The sequence below is a fragment of the Methanoregula sp. genome, assembly GCF_028712425.1.
Taxonomy (GTDB): domain Archaea; phylum Halobacteriota; class Methanomicrobia; order Methanomicrobiales; family Methanospirillaceae; genus Methanoregula.
In genome coordinates, this window is record NZ_JAQTQD010000002.1 from 1 (window position 1) to 16,745 (window position 16,745).

Here is a 16,745-nt window from a genome sequence, read left to right on the forward strand (position 1 = left end):
TGAAGGGGCCGTCCAGCGTGATATTGTACCCGGTATAGACCGGCAGGTCGCCCCCGGTTGCCGTCCCCGGTGTCAGGAAATCGGGCGTGCTGTGGCCATCGGTGGGGAGCCAGACCATCGATCCATAGAGCGTGATCATCTCGCCCAGAAGCGGGATCGCATCCTTGACATCGGCGCCGAGTGCACCAAGGCCCAGCGAGTACGTCACCTCGGAAAACTTCTTCACCTTCACGTCCGGCTCGGTGATGGTTGCATGGAGCACCTTGTCGAGATCGCCTGTGACGCGGAGGACCGGGTTTTTGGTCATCCACCCGGGCTCGATGGTCAGGCTGACATTGCCCTCGATGATCTTCTTGTAGAAGATCTCGTTGAAGAGCGACGGGTTCTTCCGTTTTTTGCGGATGTCATCGACTGCCTCTTCCGTTGTCGGGTACAGGGTAAAGACCGTGGTGAATCCGGCCATCTCCAGCACCTTATAGGGGTACTCCCCGACCGCGGCAAGCGCGAACTGGCCGTTCCTCCGCTTCAGCTCGCGCTTTAACCCGTTGAATGTCCGTATGCCCCCGCTGCTCAGGTAGGCCGATCCCGAGAGATCGACGACCAGTTCCTTGTCATCGTCATTGAGTTCTTCCCGCGCCCACTCATCGAGCTGCCGGGCCCCGTGGGCATCGAGTCTCCCGTTGACAAAAAAAACAAGAATCCCGTCCCTTCGTTCGCTTCTGGCTTCCATGAGATTCGCTTCCGTTTATGGAGTTATTACGTAAAGCCACTTATAATGGTGAGGTACCAGGAAAAAACCGGAGCGAAATATTCCAGCGTCCCTCCTGAAGCGTTTATATTTCCGCGCACCGGAGTACTTCTATGGATCTCTCCTCAGCCCGGCGCATCGTCACCTTCGTGCTCGTCCTTCTCTGCGCCATCCTTGTTTCCAATACCCTTTCGAATATTCTGCTCGCCGCTCTTGGCCTTTCCGGGATCTTCGGGTTCATCGTCGGCTTTGTTATCTACGCGATCTTCTTTTTCGGGGTTTTATACTTCTTCGAGCGGTTCTTCGGGATCACGATCTTCCGGTTTGGGGGGAGGTGAGGGAAGGAGAGCAACATTTACCGGAACATTCATTCGATTCGGTGTGTTCAAAACCAAATGGGGTCTTCAAAAGAAGATCCTGCTGAAAAACGTAAAGGACATTCAAGGCCGTTATATCGCTCAGCACATTTCACTTTCAGAACTATCAGATGTTAGAGTCTTTGAGGGATTTTGTCAGAGTGAAGTCCTTCAGTTATCAGCGATTGTCTATTCGTATGTGAAAGGCTATTCCGGGGAAAACATTGATCTCAAACTTGCCCGCCCGTGGTGCATCGATTATGGATTTCATGATGTCCGGGATCTTACCTGCATTTCAAGCCGGTCATATCGAAAAAAGGAAGTTAATGCCTTCCTAATGCAAGAACTGAACAGTCGTAAAAAAAATCTTCCTCGGGATTTGTTGAAAATGGAAAATTTTTTGTTTATACGTTGGATGAACAATATTGCGGAAGTGCCTGATGTCCCACAATGAGCGATGCAGGGAATGCAAGGTAAGGGTCCGGCAACTTCTTGAAAAAATCTATGGGACGGTCATTCCCAATTACCGGATACAACTCGGGACGCGACCAGAAGAGTTGCGGGAACATCCGAGGTATTCTGTTCTGAACGACATCTACTCTGCCCTGCAGAACCATCGCGGTTTTTCCGTGTTTGTCAGGGCGGCATATGTCGATATTGATTTTTTCCTGCCTGAACAGAAAATGATTGTTGAGTTCGATGAATCGCAGCATTTCACCGAACCGCGGAAGATTGCTCTCTCTCAGTATCCCTCCGATATTAATCTCGGATTCTCGCGCAGCACCTGGATGAGACATTGCGATGAAATCCGTGCATGCGACAACGATCCTCCCTTTCGTGATGAGCAGCGCACATGGTATGATACTTTGAGGGATTTTATTCCGGAAGCGAACGGGTTCTGTCCAACGGTCCGGTTATTCGCGAGGGATATGGCATGGTGCAGTCTTGACGTAAATAATGCAAATGACATTCAAAAATTTCAGAATCTGATTGAAGCCCAAAACACGGCCGGAGATACGAGTATGAATGGCATATCTCTCAAAATGCCGAGACAAGACTGGATTGCGACGGTTATTCTGAAATCAAATTTGAAAATTGCTGATGAAAAAGATCCCGGCAATAACCCGATACGAATAGCTGAGCTGGACCAAATTCTCCGTTCAACGATCGATAAAACATCGGGGGACGGAGTGGTCCTCTTTCCCGGTGGTTGGGTTCATACACAACACGAGAGGGCAGATACAATGTATCCGGAGATTGAACGATGCGTGAAGGAAGTCCTCTCCGGAACAAGCCGAAATATCAAAGTCTGCATCGGGATTGATGGATTCTTCGACCGACCTGTCGCTGAAGATGCATACGATCAGGATCAGATAGCAATCACCATCGACAGGACCGGAATAATTTCCATCTGCAGAAAGTTTTACCCGTCTGATGATACCGAAAGGAACAGTATCATACTTGCTAAAAATCACCATGACGGCGAACTCGGCAAACCCCGTATCTTTGAGCTAAATGGTGTCCGGTTTTTCCCCTTCGTCTGCTATGATGTTTATGGCCCATGGCACGAGCCCCGGAAATATCCGAAACCTGACGCCGACATTGGATTAAATCTGATTCACCGGTTCCGTCCCAAAGGAGAATTTCTGTGTCAGGAAAATTACTTCCCATTAAATGGCTGGTCCGAGGCATCATGCCAATGGAAGATTCCCCTTTTTGGAACTTCTATCTTTTTCCGACGGTCAATCCCGTCCGACTGGCCAACGGGGATTGTCTGGACCGGAGGAGATGTCTGGAAAAAACCGCGATATCCTGATATAACCCTGCCCTGCGATACACCGGCAATTACGATCCCGCTGACCGAGGGATCTGCTGAAGTACGAATTTTCACCAACATTGCGGGGAAAATTCAATCGATGAAAAGGAATCCTTCAGAGATCATTACAAAAAATAATGCCCGGTCACAGAATCGTTCCCTCGCAGTTGAAAGGACGAACATCAGCAGTATCAATCCGAATGGGATTTATGCAAAACTACGAAAAGAATTGGACTCTTTTTTCGGGAAATCCGTCATTGATCAGAAGACCAAGTTCACATACCGGGCAGAAAATGAGATCGGGTATCCGAACAAGAAAGAGCTTGATATGATCTCGCTTTTCAAGCCAACAATATCCGGATCCAACCAGGTGCGGTTCCGTGTCTATCCCCACATTCTTGCAAGTAATATGGGAATACAAAACGCAGCTGAAATCATCAAGATCCTTCCTGAAGGTTCGATGATAAAACAGGAACGGGAGAATCCGCACCCTGGCGATATTTTTATTGACGGCAATTTTTCCAGCGAGGGGGAAATCGAAGAATTCGTGAAGTGGATCGTGTTCGGGAACAGAATGAAGTAGAGATAACGGTGATCCGAATGGACGATGAAATTACCCAACAGTGGATGACAGAAAGGATTGGCGAATCCAACAAACAGGCAGCGAAAAATCGTAATAAGTATCCGATCCAGGAACACGCTACTCGGACGGAACTTTGGGAATATGTAGACTGTACCTGCGATGAATCCTGTACCTGTAAAAAAGATCTGGGATGCACGGGTCACTGGAAGCTGAAAAAGAATGTTCAGTTCGATGACTTCATGTTCGGATTCCTCAGAATGTTCGTCGATCGTTGTGATCATCTCAATGTTATTACCGCTGTTGATGCGGGAGATCCTTCGAACCTGAGACCCCGGGTCAGGGATGCTTACACCGTCTTACGAAATTTAAAGGGAGAATGGAAAACCCTGTCCGAAAAATCTGCCAATTACAACAAGACACTTTTCTGCGATGGCTGGTTTGACAGTTATTTCAAAGAAAAATTCGAAAGTTTCAAAATTAAGGAAAGTGTGTATTTCGCCAAGCAGTTTTGTATTCTTCTTCCCGATATCTGCGTGCCGTACGACACCAAATCCCGGGATAAAATGACAAGTCATCTCAAAATCCCCCGTAATGCGAATTATTTTGAATTCCTCTATGAAGTCCGAGTGAACTTCCTGAGTGCCTTCAAAAAACAGGGTATCAAGTTACCGGTAATACGAGCTTTAGATTTCCCGGGCAAGGATCTCCCGTTCGATCCGCGCCTGATCTCGTTGCGACAACCAGCGCAGGATTATGGGAGGGACTACCTGCCTGTCAAAGGGCAGATCAGTTTGGTCCTGGACAAATGCTACTATTTGCCGACAGAAAAATCCACTGACGAAAAACAATCCAACAGTAAATGAGTGTTGCACAAAACGTGATCTTATATGAGGCATTCAGAGAAATCAAAAGAAGAGTGGTTCGACCTCGGGCGGAAATATCATGAAAATGAAGAATACCAGAAAGCAGTTGCCGCATATCGTCATGTTGTGAAACTCGACAGGTACAATGTTCACGCATGGCATAATCTGGGGTTGGCTCTTCGGTTCCTTGGAAAGTTGGATGATGCGCTCAAGGTGTTCAATACCGCAGAATCTCTTGATCCGGGGAATGGCGAGATCAACATACAACAGGGTTTGATCCTAATTGGGCAGGAAAAAAACGAACAGGCAGTAAAGAAATTTGAGAATGCTTTTAGATCTGGCTTGGGATCCGATAATCAGATGGTTGCACATATCGGAATGGGGATACCGTACCTCAATCTCGACAAACCTGATGATGCAATCAGCAATTTCGATGCGGCCCTGCGAATTGATAATGAAAATCTGCCTGCATTAACGATGAAAGCCGGAGCCCTCTTAACACAAGGGGATTTTACATTGGCAAAGAATGTCATCGATGAAGCGTTGAGGATTGATCCGGAAGATGAAGAAGCATTGAGAATTCTTGAAATGGTTAAATCCTCATTGGCCTCCACATGATTGAAACATTTTTGCGGCTCATCCCCCCTCCAAAACTTTCAACCACAATATTAAGCATAGGCTTTTCATTTTTCCAAAATACCCGCTGCGCATCACAGTTTGATGCAGCAAAATCAGTCAATTGTCTTGCACTTGTGAACATGTAGTACAACTCACCGAAGAATCAGAGATGGTCTCACCGTGCTGAACACGGGAAATCTGACGGTTTGCTTTGTTAACGCGGATGCTTATCCATGTTTGGCCAGAACTTTGGGTTAGGCAACAGGCTCTACAGCCCCCTCTTTCTCAGTGTCAATCCCCACAAAATCAATCTCCTCATAAATCGCTCCTTTTTCGAATCGGAGCCCATTTTGGAAAACCGATTTTTGGAGAGTCGCACTTTTTCGCGAATTACAGCACACCATTTTGAAAAAACGCCCATTGCGTTGATAGTATCCCCATTCAAGGCAATTATAGTCCAGAAAAATCACCTAATTGGTGCCTTTTGGTTGAATGATCGCCATTATTTCTGGGCGGGAGCACGTGAAATGAACCGGAAGGCGCCGGTGATCCGGGGCACACCGTCGGTGAACGAGATATCCCCGTCGTAGATCGGTATCTGAAAATCGGGGGTTTCCTCACATCCCCCCACCCGCAGCCCCATCCGGCAGGAGATCGGCCAAAAGAATGTGGATAAAATTTACCTCTGGTTTTCAGACGTGAAAACGGTCATTGAAAAGTAAATTATTCCCTCATTTTCAGAAATGTCGAATGCTGAAAGCATGAGTCACGAGAAGACGAAGTCTTCGAATTATTCCTTCTGGTGCCGGAAAAGGGGGGAATACGGGCCCGATACGGCCCCGGATCAGGTCAACCCCCAGCGAGTGTGGCCGCGGGCCCCCCCCCTCATACCATCCCCCGCCCATTCACCGGAAGAATCATCCCCCCGTCATCCTTCCCGGGCCTGTTCACCCGCTGCGACACGGCATGCACCTCCAGTACATCATTTGCACAGGGCACGAGAACCTCCATCAGCTCATCCGGGGAACGCGTAACAGGAGAGAGCCACCGCTCTTCCCCCTCCCGCGCCAGGACAACCGGCATCCGGTCATGGACTTGTGCCATGAGCTCGTTTGTGCTGGTGGTAATGATCGTGTAACTCACCAGCGTCTCACCTGCGGGGGACAGCCAGGTGTCATACAGGCCGGCAAACGAGAAGAGCGCATTGTCCGGCCGGTGGAAGAAGAACGGGATCTTCCGCGTTCCCTCTGTCTTCCATTCGTAAAACCCGTTTGCCGGGACAAGACAGCGGTTCTCCACCAGCAGCTGCCGGAACATCGGTTTTTCTGACAGGGTCTCGGCCCGGGCATTGACCGGGCGGGGCATTGTCTGCCCCTCTTTTGCCCAGCCCGGCACAAGCCCCCACCGCATCTGTCGGATCCGGTTCCTGCCCTCCGCTGAGACAACCACCGGGTTCTCCGACCGCGGTGCAATGTTGAAATGGGACCGGAAGCCGATGGTGGGATCAACGATGAGGAACCTTCCCTCAAGATCGTCCACGGCCCAGAGCGCGTACCGGCTGCACATTATCTCTCTCATCGCGCCCTGCGCCACATCAATCTTGCGGAACGCTCCGGACACTTTCACCCCCCGCCAGCCTGAGCCTTATCTCCTGCTGCGCAGCAGCGATCCGGTGCTATGCAGATCGAGATCCGTAAGGGAATGAACCTCTACCCGGGCAGCTGCAACGCGGTGGTTGCGCCGGTGCACGTGATGGTCTCGGCCATCAACAGCAACGCGGATCTCCAGCGTTTCCTCTTCCTCTACATCGGCGGGAACTACTCCCGGGTCCTTTCGGGAATCCACCGGGACAGCACGAACTTCGAGATCCGCCGGGCGTTCACGGCCCACCAGCTCCTCTCGGTGCTCCGGGAGGCGTCGCACACCATCGTCCTTGTCGAGCACGACCCCACGCTCTTCGAGGGGGCTGGGAAGATGCTTGCGCCGGTTGCCCGTGCGCTGAAGGATGCCGGCCGCGAATCGCTGGTCATTCTCTATACGCCGGCCATTGACCGTACGTTTGCCGCGCTGATGCGCCAGGCAGACCGGATCATCGAGATAGCGGCTGCGGAAGATATCTCCTCGCGAGTCTCGCCCCGGGCGATCCGGCTGCAACGGAACGGGGGGCCGCTCACCGGTGGGCAGCGTACGCTTGAGGTGGGATGATGGGCCGGACGTTCGTGAGCCCCCGCCTTGGCGTGAAGGACGTGGCGGACCGGTGGGCCCGGTCGGCCCGTGCGCTGAAAAAGGAGGACCAGAAATACGGGAAGGAGCTCGCGGACCTGGCAAAAGAGCATTCGAGCGAGGCATTCGTTGCCTGCAACGATCCGCTTGAGGCGGCGACGTTCTCGGTCCTGGTCGAGATCCTCAAGCGCCAGGAGCGGCTCGATGCTGAGAGGAACGGCGATGTGGATCCTTGACTCCGCGTACCGCAATGGCGGCATTGATCTCTGGACAAAGGAGGGTGGGGCCGTTACCCGGGTCCACCACCCGTACGACCCCCCGTTTCTCGTCCACTTTGCCGACCCGCATGCCAGCCATGAGATGATCGGTGCGCTGGAGGAGCGGTACAGTGCAGAGGAGTGCACCATCCGCACGGTCTTTGGCAGCCTTCCGGGGTACCGTGTCGTTGCAGACCGCATGGTGGTCGAGGCCATCGAAGAACAGGCGCAGTACGATGTGCAGCTCTTCAATGTGGACGTGCGCCGGGACCAGCGGTTCATGGCGGAACAGGGTATCTTCCCGTGCAGCGCGAATGAGAATGACCGGTTCTCGCATGAAGTCTCCCACGATCTTGACGTGATCACCATCCGGATCCACGGCGAGCCGGAGCGTTCGGCGAATCTCCCGGAGGTCGAGCTGGTCCACAAGCGCACCGAACGCCTTGCCGGGCCCGAAGGAACAATCCTTTCAGACCTCTTCGCGCTTTTTTCTGCTCTCGATCCGGATGTCATCCTGATGCCGGATGCGGATGCGTGGATGCCACGGCTCCGGCAGCTGGCAGAGAGACATGGCCTGCCTCTCCCCTTTTCCCGGAACGGGAAGTACCGGGCAATGAACTCCCGCTCGTACTGGAGTTACGGCAGGATGGAGCACAAGGATGCGGCCCTTGTCCCTGACGGGAGGGTGCTGATCGATACCGAACGATCGTTCGTGTACCGTGAAGGCGGTCTTGAAGGAGTCCTGATGTCCGCCCGGCTCTCGGGGCTCTCCCCAAGCCTGGTGTCGCGCTTCACACCGGGGACCCTGATCAGCAGCTACGAGACGTACGAGGCAATCCGGCGGGGCATCGCGGTCCCGTTCCGGAAGAGCGACGGCGAAACGGTCCGGCGTATCAGCACGCTCCAGGCCGCAGACCGGGGCGGGATGATGTTCCAGCCCCGGCCGGGGGTTTTCTGGAACGTGGAAGAGATCGATTTCACGTCCATGTATCCCTCTATCATCGTGCAGGTGAATCTCTCACCGGAGACCATCGGGCACCCGGAACGCAGGGGGTTCCTTCCCGAAATCCTTGATCCCCTCATCAGCATGCGTATCAGGACCAAGCAGCTGAAGAAGACCGACCCGGCAATCGAAGGGATCGACTCCATCCTGAAGTGGATGCTCGTCACCTGCTTCGGGTACACGGGCTACAAAAACGCGAAGTTCGGGATGATTGAGGTGCACGAGGGGATCACGCGGCAGTCACGGGAGATCCTCCTCCGGACAAAGGAGATCGCCGAGGAGATGGACTTTACCGTCCTGCACGGGATCGTTGACTGCCTCTGGGTGCAGGGGGACCCGGTCGAACTCCTGAAGGCCCGGGTCGAGAAGGAGACCGGGCTATCTCTCGAAGTCGAACACTTCGACTGGATTGTGTTCGAACCGCTTGCGGACGGTTTCGGGGCGTACAACCGGTATTTCGGCAGGCTTCCGGATGGCAGCATAAAGGTCAGGGGGATCGCGGCCCGCCGGCACGACACGCCGGAGTTCATCCGCTCCATGCAGCAGGAGATGCTGACAGAAATGAGCTATGCGGGGACGGTGGCAGAACTGGACGCTCTTTGGGATACGGTCCATGCACGCTACCGGGACGCGGTTGCCCAGCTCCCGTCAGCTCCCGTGCAGGAGATGGTCATCAGCCGGAGGATCAGCCGCCTGACCTATGCCCACCGGTGCATCGAGGGGGCAGCGGTCAGGGCCTGCCGCCGGCATGGACTAACCGTTGCGCCCGGCATGAAGATCCAATATGTGGTGACCGATGCCCGACGGTACCAGGCAGAGCCTGTCTGGTGTGCCAAGATTTTTGACCAGCAGTATTACCGCGGGCTTCTCGACAAGGCATGGGAGGAGATAGCGTTCGCGTTCCGGAATGGGAATCAGCCGGAGTGTCAGCCAGTAAAATGTGCAGGATTGGCAGTCTGGTGAAAAGGTGGTATCCCTGAGAAAAACGATAAAAAAAATTACGCAGCCTTCACGGAGTCTGCGCACTTCTTTGCCATGAACGAGACAAAGATGGAGCAGAGCCCCATGACGATGGCAAATCCGCCTGCCACAAAGGGCAGGAGGATCGCTGCGACAAGGGAGTTGACAAGCAGCAGGAGACCGAAGATCAGGCTGATGATCCCGATCACGCCGTTGCCCCAGTCCTTCTTCGTGAATGCCTGGATGATGTGGGCTGCCCCGATAAAACATGCCCAGAACCCGATGAAGATGATCACGAGTTCCAGGGTGAACAGCGTGGCATAGAACGGGTAGATGAGGATTAGGATACCCGCGATGATGTTGATGACTGAAAGGAATATCTTCCATCCCATGTTGGTCCTGTCGACAGCAAGGCTGGCGAGCGCAAAGATCCCGCCTACGAGCCAGTAGGCACCCATGAACGTGATGAGGAGGACCGTGGTCATCCCGGGAGTCATGAGGAGAGCGACACCGAGGAGCAGTGCAAGGATCCCCCAGAGGAGGAGGAGCCACCAGGGGAAGAGCTGGAGCTCGACCATGTCCTGGGCGGAGAGTGTTACATCGTCTGCCATACGTGTATTACCGGTTTACAATAAACGAGGTAAGTATATACGCCATTCTCTTTTTACCTGCATGGGTGCGGGGGGACTGAAACAGTCATCCTGGGCGGTCTTCCCGGAGGTACCCCTTGATCGCCGTGAGCGTGGTCGTATCCATCATTACAGAAAAGTCCGGGTCCACGACATAGACCGGGAATGCGCCGGCAAGAGAATTGCGGGTGATCCGGTAAATCCGGGATTCAAGGAGCCGGGACGTCATCTCGTACCGGCTCTCGATGTCACCGGTATCACCACGGCCGCCCGCAATATCCCGTGCAAGGCTCTCTAAAAGCAGCAGCCGGTACTGCACCAGGCGGCCGGCCATGACCCGGCTCCGCTGCCCGTGCAGGGTGCGGACGATGAAGTACTGGCTGATGGCAAGGATCGCCAGCAGCGAGACCAGGTGGGCAAGTTCCCTGAGGCCCGACTCGGTGAGAAAGGTGTTCAGGGTGATCCCCGGCAGGAGGATGATTGATGTCAGGAAAAGGAAGACGACCGCAAGAAACCCGGTGAGGAACAAAAGCGAGATGATTGCCGGCGGCAGGTCGCGGGAGAGCCGGCTTTTGAACCTGTCAAGGTTCTGGGCAAATCCTTCCGTGAAGGGTTCGACTTTCCAGATGAGCGCGTAAAACATGATGATGATTGCGGACTGAGCAATGACAAAGAGGGCTGTGTCCCCGGGGAGGTGGCCGGTATACGCAGTAATCAGGGTAAATACAATATCGATGGAGAAGAGCAGCCCCAGCGGGAAGGTCAGGGTCCGGCAGTTCATGAAGAATGCATTGACGAAGATCCGGGTGAACTGCCGGGTACCGGACCGGATGCCGTTCTCCCAGAGCCAGGTGTGGAACCGGGCGATCTCCGGCTTCTGGAGGGAGACTGCACCCGGGCTTGTCGGGACAAGGAGTGTCAGAAAGTAAAACATGTTGAGGTAGAAACTGGCAGCGATGAAGAGGATAATATAGTCAGCGCGGAGGAGAAAGAGGACGATGTTTGCCAGGAAACAGAAGATAAGGACGACCTGCTGCAGGCCCCGCGGCTCCGGCTGTGCCGAAAACGTGCTGCATTCTTTTCTGGCAGCAGCGAGTTCACCGGCAATGAGCCCGGAAAGCAGGGAGGAATCACGGGGGTTTGTGGATTGGGTCGGCATAGGGGTTTTTCCGCGTACCTGTTCTATCCGGTTATCCTCTCCGCCCATAAGTACACATCGCCCCGCGCTCGTAGCTTTGTGAAACGCGATAGTTCCTCCCCGCCCATTCCTCCTGCGATAAATTCCCGACAGTATGCATTTTGTAGTTGAATTGACAAATACTGTACACGAAAGAACGGACAGCAGCACTGCCCGGTGAAAGTATGTTTGACACAAAAACTTCCTGTATCCTGCGGGGAACTGTCGGGATCATCTTTGGTCTCCTCGCGCTCTTTGTCCCGGAGCTAACGCTTGGCACGTTCTATGGAATGTTCTGGATCCTGATCATCCTCGGGATCGCCCTCTTCGGGTTTCTTGCCATCACGGGAAAAGGCGACGAGTCCAGTATGTGGTTTTTGCTTGCTGCGGCCCTCCTGGTAGCCGGAGTCCTCTCCATTATCGTCGCGGACTTTGTCTCGATCCTCTTCGTCCTGATCATCGCCGGGGTGGCGTTCTACAACGGGTTCACCGATATCACGCTTTCCCTCCAGCACCCCCGGACCAAATACATCTTCATCCCTGCCATGGTCCTCTTCGGGCTCGCACTTCTCGGGGCGCTCTTCTATTACTACCCGGGATTTGCGAACAACCTGTCCCTGTCCATCGTGGGAACGCTGGCAATTGCATTCAGCATCTTTTCGATCCTGCTCGGGCTCTACCGGCCTGGCGGAGCAGATAACGAGCCCGTCCCGGTCACCGCAAGCACTACCCATAAGCCCGGCCGCAGGTCATAGTCCTGCCAATTTTTTTACAAAATCCCGCCATGATCCCGCTGCAGTCCGCAAAGTACGATGTTGTTGTTGTCGGTGCCGGACCTGCCGGCAGTGCGGCAGCCGGTGCATGCGCGGCAGCGGGCCTCCGGACCCTCTGTATCGAGGAGCACGGGACGATCGGGTACCCGGTCCAGTGCGCCGGTCTCCTCTCGAATGCGGCGTTTACCGAGTGCCGGGTCTCGGGGCGGGCTGTCCAGAACAAGGTCTCCGGTGCCCGGGTAATCTCCGGCAAGGGTTCCCGGATCCTTATCGATGCAAAGAAGACCATGGCGTTTGTCGTGGACCGCGGGACTCTTGACCGGGAGATGGCGGAGCATGCGGCAGGTGCCGGGGCAGAATACCTGCTCCACACAGCGGTATGCGGCCTTGGGATCAATGCGGTCACCACCCGGGGGCCAAGCGGGAGCGCGGAGATCGGGTACAAGGTTTTGATCGCTGCCGACGGTCCACGGAGTTCGGTTGCCCGGATGCTGGGGATGGAGCGGCCGCCGGTCTTCCTTGCCGGCATCCAGGCGGATGTCCCCCAGGAGATCGACCCCCGGTTCGTGGAGGTGTACCCGGATGCGTCCCCGGACTTCTTCGGCTGGGCAATCCCCGCTGGGCCCGACAGGACGCGGATCGGCCTCTGCTCCCGCACAAATGTCCCCGCGCTGTTTGCAGAGTTCCGGAAGATGTTTTCCCCCTCAACGGTCCATCTCGTGACCGGTACCATCCCCCTTGGGATCATGCCACGGACCTACGGGCACCGCACCCTCATTACCGGTGATGCTGCCGGCTTTGCCAAACCCACCTCTGGCGGAGGAGTATACACCGGTATCCGCTCGGCCCGGCATGCTGCTGCCGTTGCCATAGCAGCATGCGAACATGACCGGTACGATGACGAGTTCCTCTCCCGCTACGAACGCTTGTGGAACGAGGATTTCGGGAACGAACTCTCCCTTGGCTTCCGGCTCTTTGGAATGCGGGAACGGTTGTCCCCGGATGACATGGACGAGCTCGTGCGTGCCCTTGACGATCCGGGACTTATCCGGACTATCGAGGAGTACGGCGATATGGACCGGCCATCGGCTGTTGTCAAGCGGCTGCTCCTGAATCCCGCCACGCTGCGGCTTCTTGGGCCGCTCGCCCGTACCGGCTTCAAAGCCCTCTTCTAACCGTGCAGGAGATCGCGCCGGTCTGATCCCGTGACCTGGATATGGCAGCGGTCGCTCGCTTTATTTTCAGGATACCGGAAGACTCCCCGCGGGACGAAGATCTCGAAGTGTGCTCCCTTGCGGTACTCGCCGTTCTCGCGGATGGTGATCCCGCTGATGGAGAGGATCTCCCGCACTAAGAAGAGTCCAAGGCCGGTGTTCTTCCCGAATCCCTTGGAAAAGATCTTCTCCTTGTCGGAGGGGGGTATTCCTGAACCGTTGTCCTCAACAATAAGGAAGATCCCGCCTTCGTGGGCTTTCTTTGCGGAGATCCTGATGGTGGTCACGTTTCCCCCGTGGGTAATGGCATTTTCTGCAAGATTGAAAAACGCCCGTTCGAGGAGAGGATCTGCAAAGATTTCCAGGTCCCCGGTATCTGACTGGACACAGATCTTCCGGATATCCATCCTTGCGCAGGCATGGAAAAAGACATCGTGAACATTCTGCCAGGAGGGTGCAGCCATGCCAAGGTTCTGGTAGAGTTTTGTGAACTCGATGTTCTCGCTGATCGTATTGACGATGCTGTTGACTTTCTTCATGTACATCGTGAAGTCGGGTTCCCGCGGTTTATCGTGGAGCAGTTGCAGGTAACCTCCAAGAATGGTCAGCTTGTTCATGATGTCGTGGCGGGTGATGTCAGAGAGCAGGTTGAGCTTTTTATTGGCCAGCTGAAGCGCGTCATGGGCCATCTGGATCTCGGAAATATCGTGAAAGATGGCGAGCATGTGCGGTCTGCCACCCATTTCGATAAGGGTACTACTGGAGATCACGGAGATGTACCTTCCCTCATGGTCGATGACCGTCAGGGGGAACGACCCGGTCCCGGTCTTTGCCACCATGGCAAAATGCCTCCTGAAGAGGTCATGGAACTCCACCGGGCAGATGTCCGTGTAGCGCATCTCCTTAAGTTCATCTGCCGACCTGCCAAGCAGTGCAAGACCCCTCCGGTTGGCATCGGTAAACCTGCCGGATTCAGCATCGATGATGAAGATGGCATCGATGGCATGGCTCATCAGCCCCCGGTTCTTCTCGTTCTCTGCACGGAGCTCGTCTTCCATCCTGCGGCGGGCAGTGATATCAGAACCCACGCACAGGACCCCCTGCATTTTTCCGCTTTTATCGAAGATCGGTTTGTTCCACCAGTGGATCCAGACCCGGTCGCCCTCTTTTGTCACATTTTCATTCTCATTACTGGCATACCGATCGGGATCGTGGACAATGTTCTCCAGCAGGGAGGGGAGATCGCGATTGGTCCCGGATTCATGCTCCGGAACAATGGTGCCCACAACAGGCCGACCCATGACCTCATCGACGGAGAAACCGAAAAATCGCTGCGCATATTCATTGAAGAAGGTGATGGTGCCCGTCCTGTCCAGCTTCAGGATGATTGTGCTTGCGTTCTCGACGAGTTCGCGGTATTTTGCCTCGCTCTCCCGGAGCGTCTGGTCCACTTTTCTCTGTTCCGTGATGTCACGGATGGATTCGATTGCGCCCGAGATGTTGCCGTCCTGGTCGTACAGGCGGCTGGCTTTACCCCAGATATGCGTCCTGCCGTTTTTTGGGTGTTCCAGGACACTCTCGGCAGTGAGGGTTATGCCGGTGTGACAGGGGTCCAGGTAGTGCTTTGATTCGAAGGAGTTGTCCGGGGAAAGGACAAGGTCGATGAGCATAGGCCTGCGATCGGAGTAAAAGGGGATTGCATATTCGTACCGGCCTCTGCCCAGCATCTCTGCTGCCTTAACCCCGGTCATCGTCTCGATGGCCTTGTTCCAGGCAATCACCTTGCCATCGGTGTTGATGGCAAAGGTTGCATCGGGAAGGAAATCGATGATGCTTGCGAGTTTCTGCTCGGAGTCCTTCAGCGCGGCCAGGGCCCGGCGCCGCTCGAGTGCCGCGAGGATCTTGTGCCGGAGTTCTGCGAACTGCGGGCGGGCGGCTCCCCCTTTCTGGAGATAAAAGTCGGCCCCATTGTTGATCGCTTCGATCACAACATCCTCGCGTCCTTTCCCGGTGAAGAGGATAAAGGGGATGGTGATGTCCTTTCCCCTTACCTGCTTGAGCAGTTCGATCCCGTCCATAACAGGCATCTGGTAATCCGAGATGATGGCATCGAAACTATTCGTTGTGAGAAGGTTCAGGACTTCCGGGGAGGATGTGGTGGTTGTTACCGAGAACTCCCCCTCACGTTCGAGAAACAGCTTGCCAAGGGTGAGCAGTTCCGGCTCATCGTCAACATAGAGGAGTGAGATCATCAGGGCCAAACTCTCAATGCAGGTATAGTGTATTGTTGTAAGGTCTATTTTAATGGAAATTGCTATTTATTCTTTTTCCGGGTACCGTGATATACCCGGAACGTCCGGACAACGTTGCTGCTCCTCTTCAGTCACAAGAGCTGACCGGATCTCCTCCTTGAGCGGTCCGGGCAGGCTGAGGTTGTCGAGTGCCTTTATGAGAAGGAGTTTTGCCATGCCCTGACCTTCCGGTGTTGCAAGGTACGCATTGATGGCCTCCTGCCCTTCGGGAGAGGAAAGGAAGCTTTTGACCATCTCCCTGCCCTGCGGGGATGCAATGTAACCGGCGATCAATCCCTGGATCCCGCTGAAATGAACCATTCTTCGATCCTCTCCTCCGGTGTAGATCGGGATGGAAGATAAATGATGGGAAGAATGACGGAAAACATTCGGTTCTTAAGGGAATGCAGGCACATCTCCAGGCATCTCCGGTAATCACTACCATACGGGTGGTCCCCTTAACCTGGTTACGCGGAGTTCACCATTTGCCGGAATCGAAAAAAAGTTCAAAAAGGGTAATCAAATCGACACATTCTTAACATCTCAAATGTTACTAAAAATTACAATTGTATTACTCTGGAGAACCCATGCACATTCCTGATGCGTTTATCCCCATCTGGCAGGGAGCGATCTACTGGATCATCGCCCTGGTCTTCGTAGCGCTGGCCCTGAGATGGGCCAGGAACGAGATGAGCGAGGAGAAACTCCCGCTTGTGGCGGTTCTCGCTGCAGGAATTTTTGCCCTCCAGTCCTTCAACCTCCCTGTTTCCATGGGGACGAGCGGACATCTCGTGGGCGGGGCGCTTGCAGCAATCATCCTCGGATCGCCGTTTGCAGCAATCTTCATCCTCACGCTGGTCCTGATCGTCCAGGCGATCCTCTTTGGGGATGGCGGTATTACCGTTCTTGGGGCCAACATCATCAACATGGGCGTCATCGGAGGTTTTGTCGGGTTCTATACGTTCAGGGGGCTGATGGGTGTGACAAAGAGCATGCCGGTCTCCGTCTTTTTCGCGGCATGGCTTGCATGTCTCATTCCGGCTCTTGCCTGTGCAGTCGAGATGTACGTTGCCGGGACATTCCCGCTCATCGAAGGCCTTGTTGCCATGGGTATCTACCATGCGATCATCGGGATTATTGAAGGGTTCGTCACCGTCGCGGTCATTTATCTGATCACCACTGCCCGGCCCGATCTGGTGGACACCGGGGTCAAGGCCCCTGCAGGAGCGTGAGA

Annotated in this window: 17 protein-coding genes; 11 read left to right on the forward strand and 6 right to left on the reverse strand. The window is 54.5% G+C overall.

Translation table 11 applies throughout. The annotated features are described in order from the left end of the window. Positions 1-730, reverse strand: a 730-nt coding sequence (locus tag PHF39_RS00915; protein WP_300219226.1) for an STAS domain-containing protein, incomplete at its 3' end; no start/stop codon positions are given. 131 nt (positions 731-861) lie between these two features. On the opposite strand from PHF39_RS00915, the gene PHF39_RS00920 reads away from it, so the two are divergent. Genes PHF39_RS00920 through PHF39_RS00940 form a run of 5 tightly spaced genes read left to right on the forward strand, consistent with a single transcriptional unit; the run spans position 862 to position 4,984 of the window. Continuing rightward, on the forward strand, positions 862-1,086 hold the full coding sequence (locus tag PHF39_RS00920; RefSeq protein ID WP_300219229.1) for a hypothetical protein: 225 nt from the start codon (positions 862-864) through the stop codon (positions 1,084-1,086). Positions 1,087-1,129: 43 nt separating this feature from the next. Further along, positions 1,130-1,558, forward strand: coding sequence for a hypothetical protein (locus PHF39_RS00925; protein ID WP_300219232.1), 429 nt, complete (start codon positions 1,130-1,132; stop codon positions 1,556-1,558). After that, on the forward strand, positions 1,545-3,503 hold the full coding sequence (locus PHF39_RS00930; protein ID WP_300219235.1) for a hypothetical protein: 1,959 nt from the start codon (positions 1,545-1,547) through the stop codon (positions 3,501-3,503). Before PHF39_RS00925 ends, PHF39_RS00930 begins: the two co-directional genes overlap by 14 nt. Before the next feature lie 17 nt (positions 3,504-3,520). Beyond that, a complete protein-coding gene (locus PHF39_RS00935) occupies positions 3,521-4,366 on the forward strand; it encodes a hypothetical protein (RefSeq protein WP_300219238.1) in 846 nt (281 codons plus the stop codon). Between the two features lie 24 nt (positions 4,367-4,390). Then, a complete protein-coding gene (locus tag PHF39_RS00940; RefSeq protein WP_300219241.1) occupies positions 4,391-4,984 on the forward strand; it encodes a tetratricopeptide repeat protein in 594 nt (197 codons plus the stop codon). An 885-nt stretch (positions 4,985-5,869) separates the two neighbouring features. On the opposite strand, the gene PHF39_RS00945 is transcribed toward PHF39_RS00940, so the two are convergent. Continuing rightward, positions 5,870-6,604 carry an SOS response-associated peptidase gene (locus PHF39_RS00945; protein ID WP_300219244.1) on the reverse strand — a complete coding sequence of 245 codons (735 nt, stop codon included), beginning with the start codon at positions 6,602-6,604 and terminating at the stop codon, positions 5,870-5,872. Positions 6,605-6,661: 57 nt separating this feature from the next. Here PHF39_RS00945 and PHF39_RS00950 point away from each other — a divergent pair, with 57 nt between their 5' ends. Genes PHF39_RS00950 through PHF39_RS00960 form a run of 3 tightly spaced genes read left to right on the forward strand, consistent with a single transcriptional unit; the run spans position 6,662 to position 9,430 of the window. Then, positions 6,662-7,189: a hypothetical protein gene (locus PHF39_RS00950; RefSeq protein WP_300219247.1), complete on the forward strand. Its 528-nt coding sequence runs from the start codon at positions 6,662-6,664 to the stop codon at positions 7,187-7,189. Next, positions 7,189-7,443: a hypothetical protein gene (locus PHF39_RS00955; protein WP_300219250.1), complete on the forward strand. Its 255-nt coding sequence runs from the start codon at positions 7,189-7,191 to the stop codon at positions 7,441-7,443. Before PHF39_RS00950 ends, PHF39_RS00955 begins: the two co-directional genes overlap by 1 nt. Further along, positions 7,412-9,430, forward strand: a complete 2,019-nt coding sequence (locus PHF39_RS00960) for a type B DNA-directed DNA polymerase (protein ID WP_300219252.1) — start codon at positions 7,412-7,414, stop codon at positions 9,428-9,430. The genes PHF39_RS00955 and PHF39_RS00960 overlap by 32 nt, the downstream gene beginning before the upstream one ends. A gap of 35 nt (positions 9,431-9,465) precedes the next feature. Here the strand turns inward: PHF39_RS00960 and PHF39_RS00965 are convergent, their stop codons facing one another. Together PHF39_RS00965 and PHF39_RS00970 are read right to left on the reverse strand one after the other, a co-directional pair. After that, positions 9,466-10,038: a DUF308 domain-containing protein gene (locus tag PHF39_RS00965; RefSeq protein ID WP_300219254.1), complete on the reverse strand. Its 573-nt coding sequence runs from the start codon at positions 10,036-10,038 to the stop codon at positions 9,466-9,468. An 85-nt stretch (positions 10,039-10,123) separates the two neighbouring features. Continuing rightward, positions 10,124-11,215, reverse strand: coding sequence for a hypothetical protein (locus PHF39_RS00970; RefSeq protein WP_300219256.1), 1,092 nt, complete (start codon positions 11,213-11,215; stop codon positions 10,124-10,126). Positions 11,216-11,418: 203 nt separating this feature from the next. On the opposite strand from PHF39_RS00970, the gene PHF39_RS00975 reads away from it, so the two are divergent. Further along, positions 11,419-11,988: a hypothetical protein gene (locus PHF39_RS00975; protein WP_300219258.1), complete on the forward strand. Its 570-nt coding sequence runs from the start codon at positions 11,419-11,421 to the stop codon at positions 11,986-11,988. Positions 11,989-12,017: 29 nt separating this feature from the next. Then, the gene (locus tag PHF39_RS00980; RefSeq protein ID WP_300219260.1) at positions 12,018-13,181 is read left to right on the forward strand and encodes an NAD(P)/FAD-dependent oxidoreductase; all 1,164 of its coding nucleotides are present in this window, start codon (positions 12,018-12,020) and stop codon (positions 13,179-13,181) included. Here PHF39_RS00980 and PHF39_RS00985 read toward each other — a convergent pair. Both PHF39_RS00985 and PHF39_RS00990 read right to left on the reverse strand, forming a co-directional pair. Then, positions 13,178-15,472, reverse strand: a complete 2,295-nt coding sequence (locus PHF39_RS00985; protein ID WP_300219262.1) for a response regulator — start codon at positions 15,470-15,472, stop codon at positions 13,178-13,180. The genes PHF39_RS00980 and PHF39_RS00985 overlap by 4 nt on opposite strands. A 66-nt stretch (positions 15,473-15,538) precedes the next feature. Further along, entirely contained in the window at positions 15,539-15,832 is a 294-nt protein-coding gene (locus tag PHF39_RS00990) for a hypothetical protein (RefSeq protein WP_300219264.1), read from the reverse strand. A 266-nt stretch (positions 15,833-16,098) separates the two neighbouring features. On the opposite strand from PHF39_RS00990, the gene cbiM reads away from it, so the two are divergent. After that, positions 16,099-16,743, forward strand: coding sequence for a cobalt transporter CbiM (gene cbiM / locus PHF39_RS00995; protein ID WP_300219266.1), 645 nt, complete (start codon positions 16,099-16,101; stop codon positions 16,741-16,743). Positions 16,744-16,745: the final 2 nt, after the last annotated feature.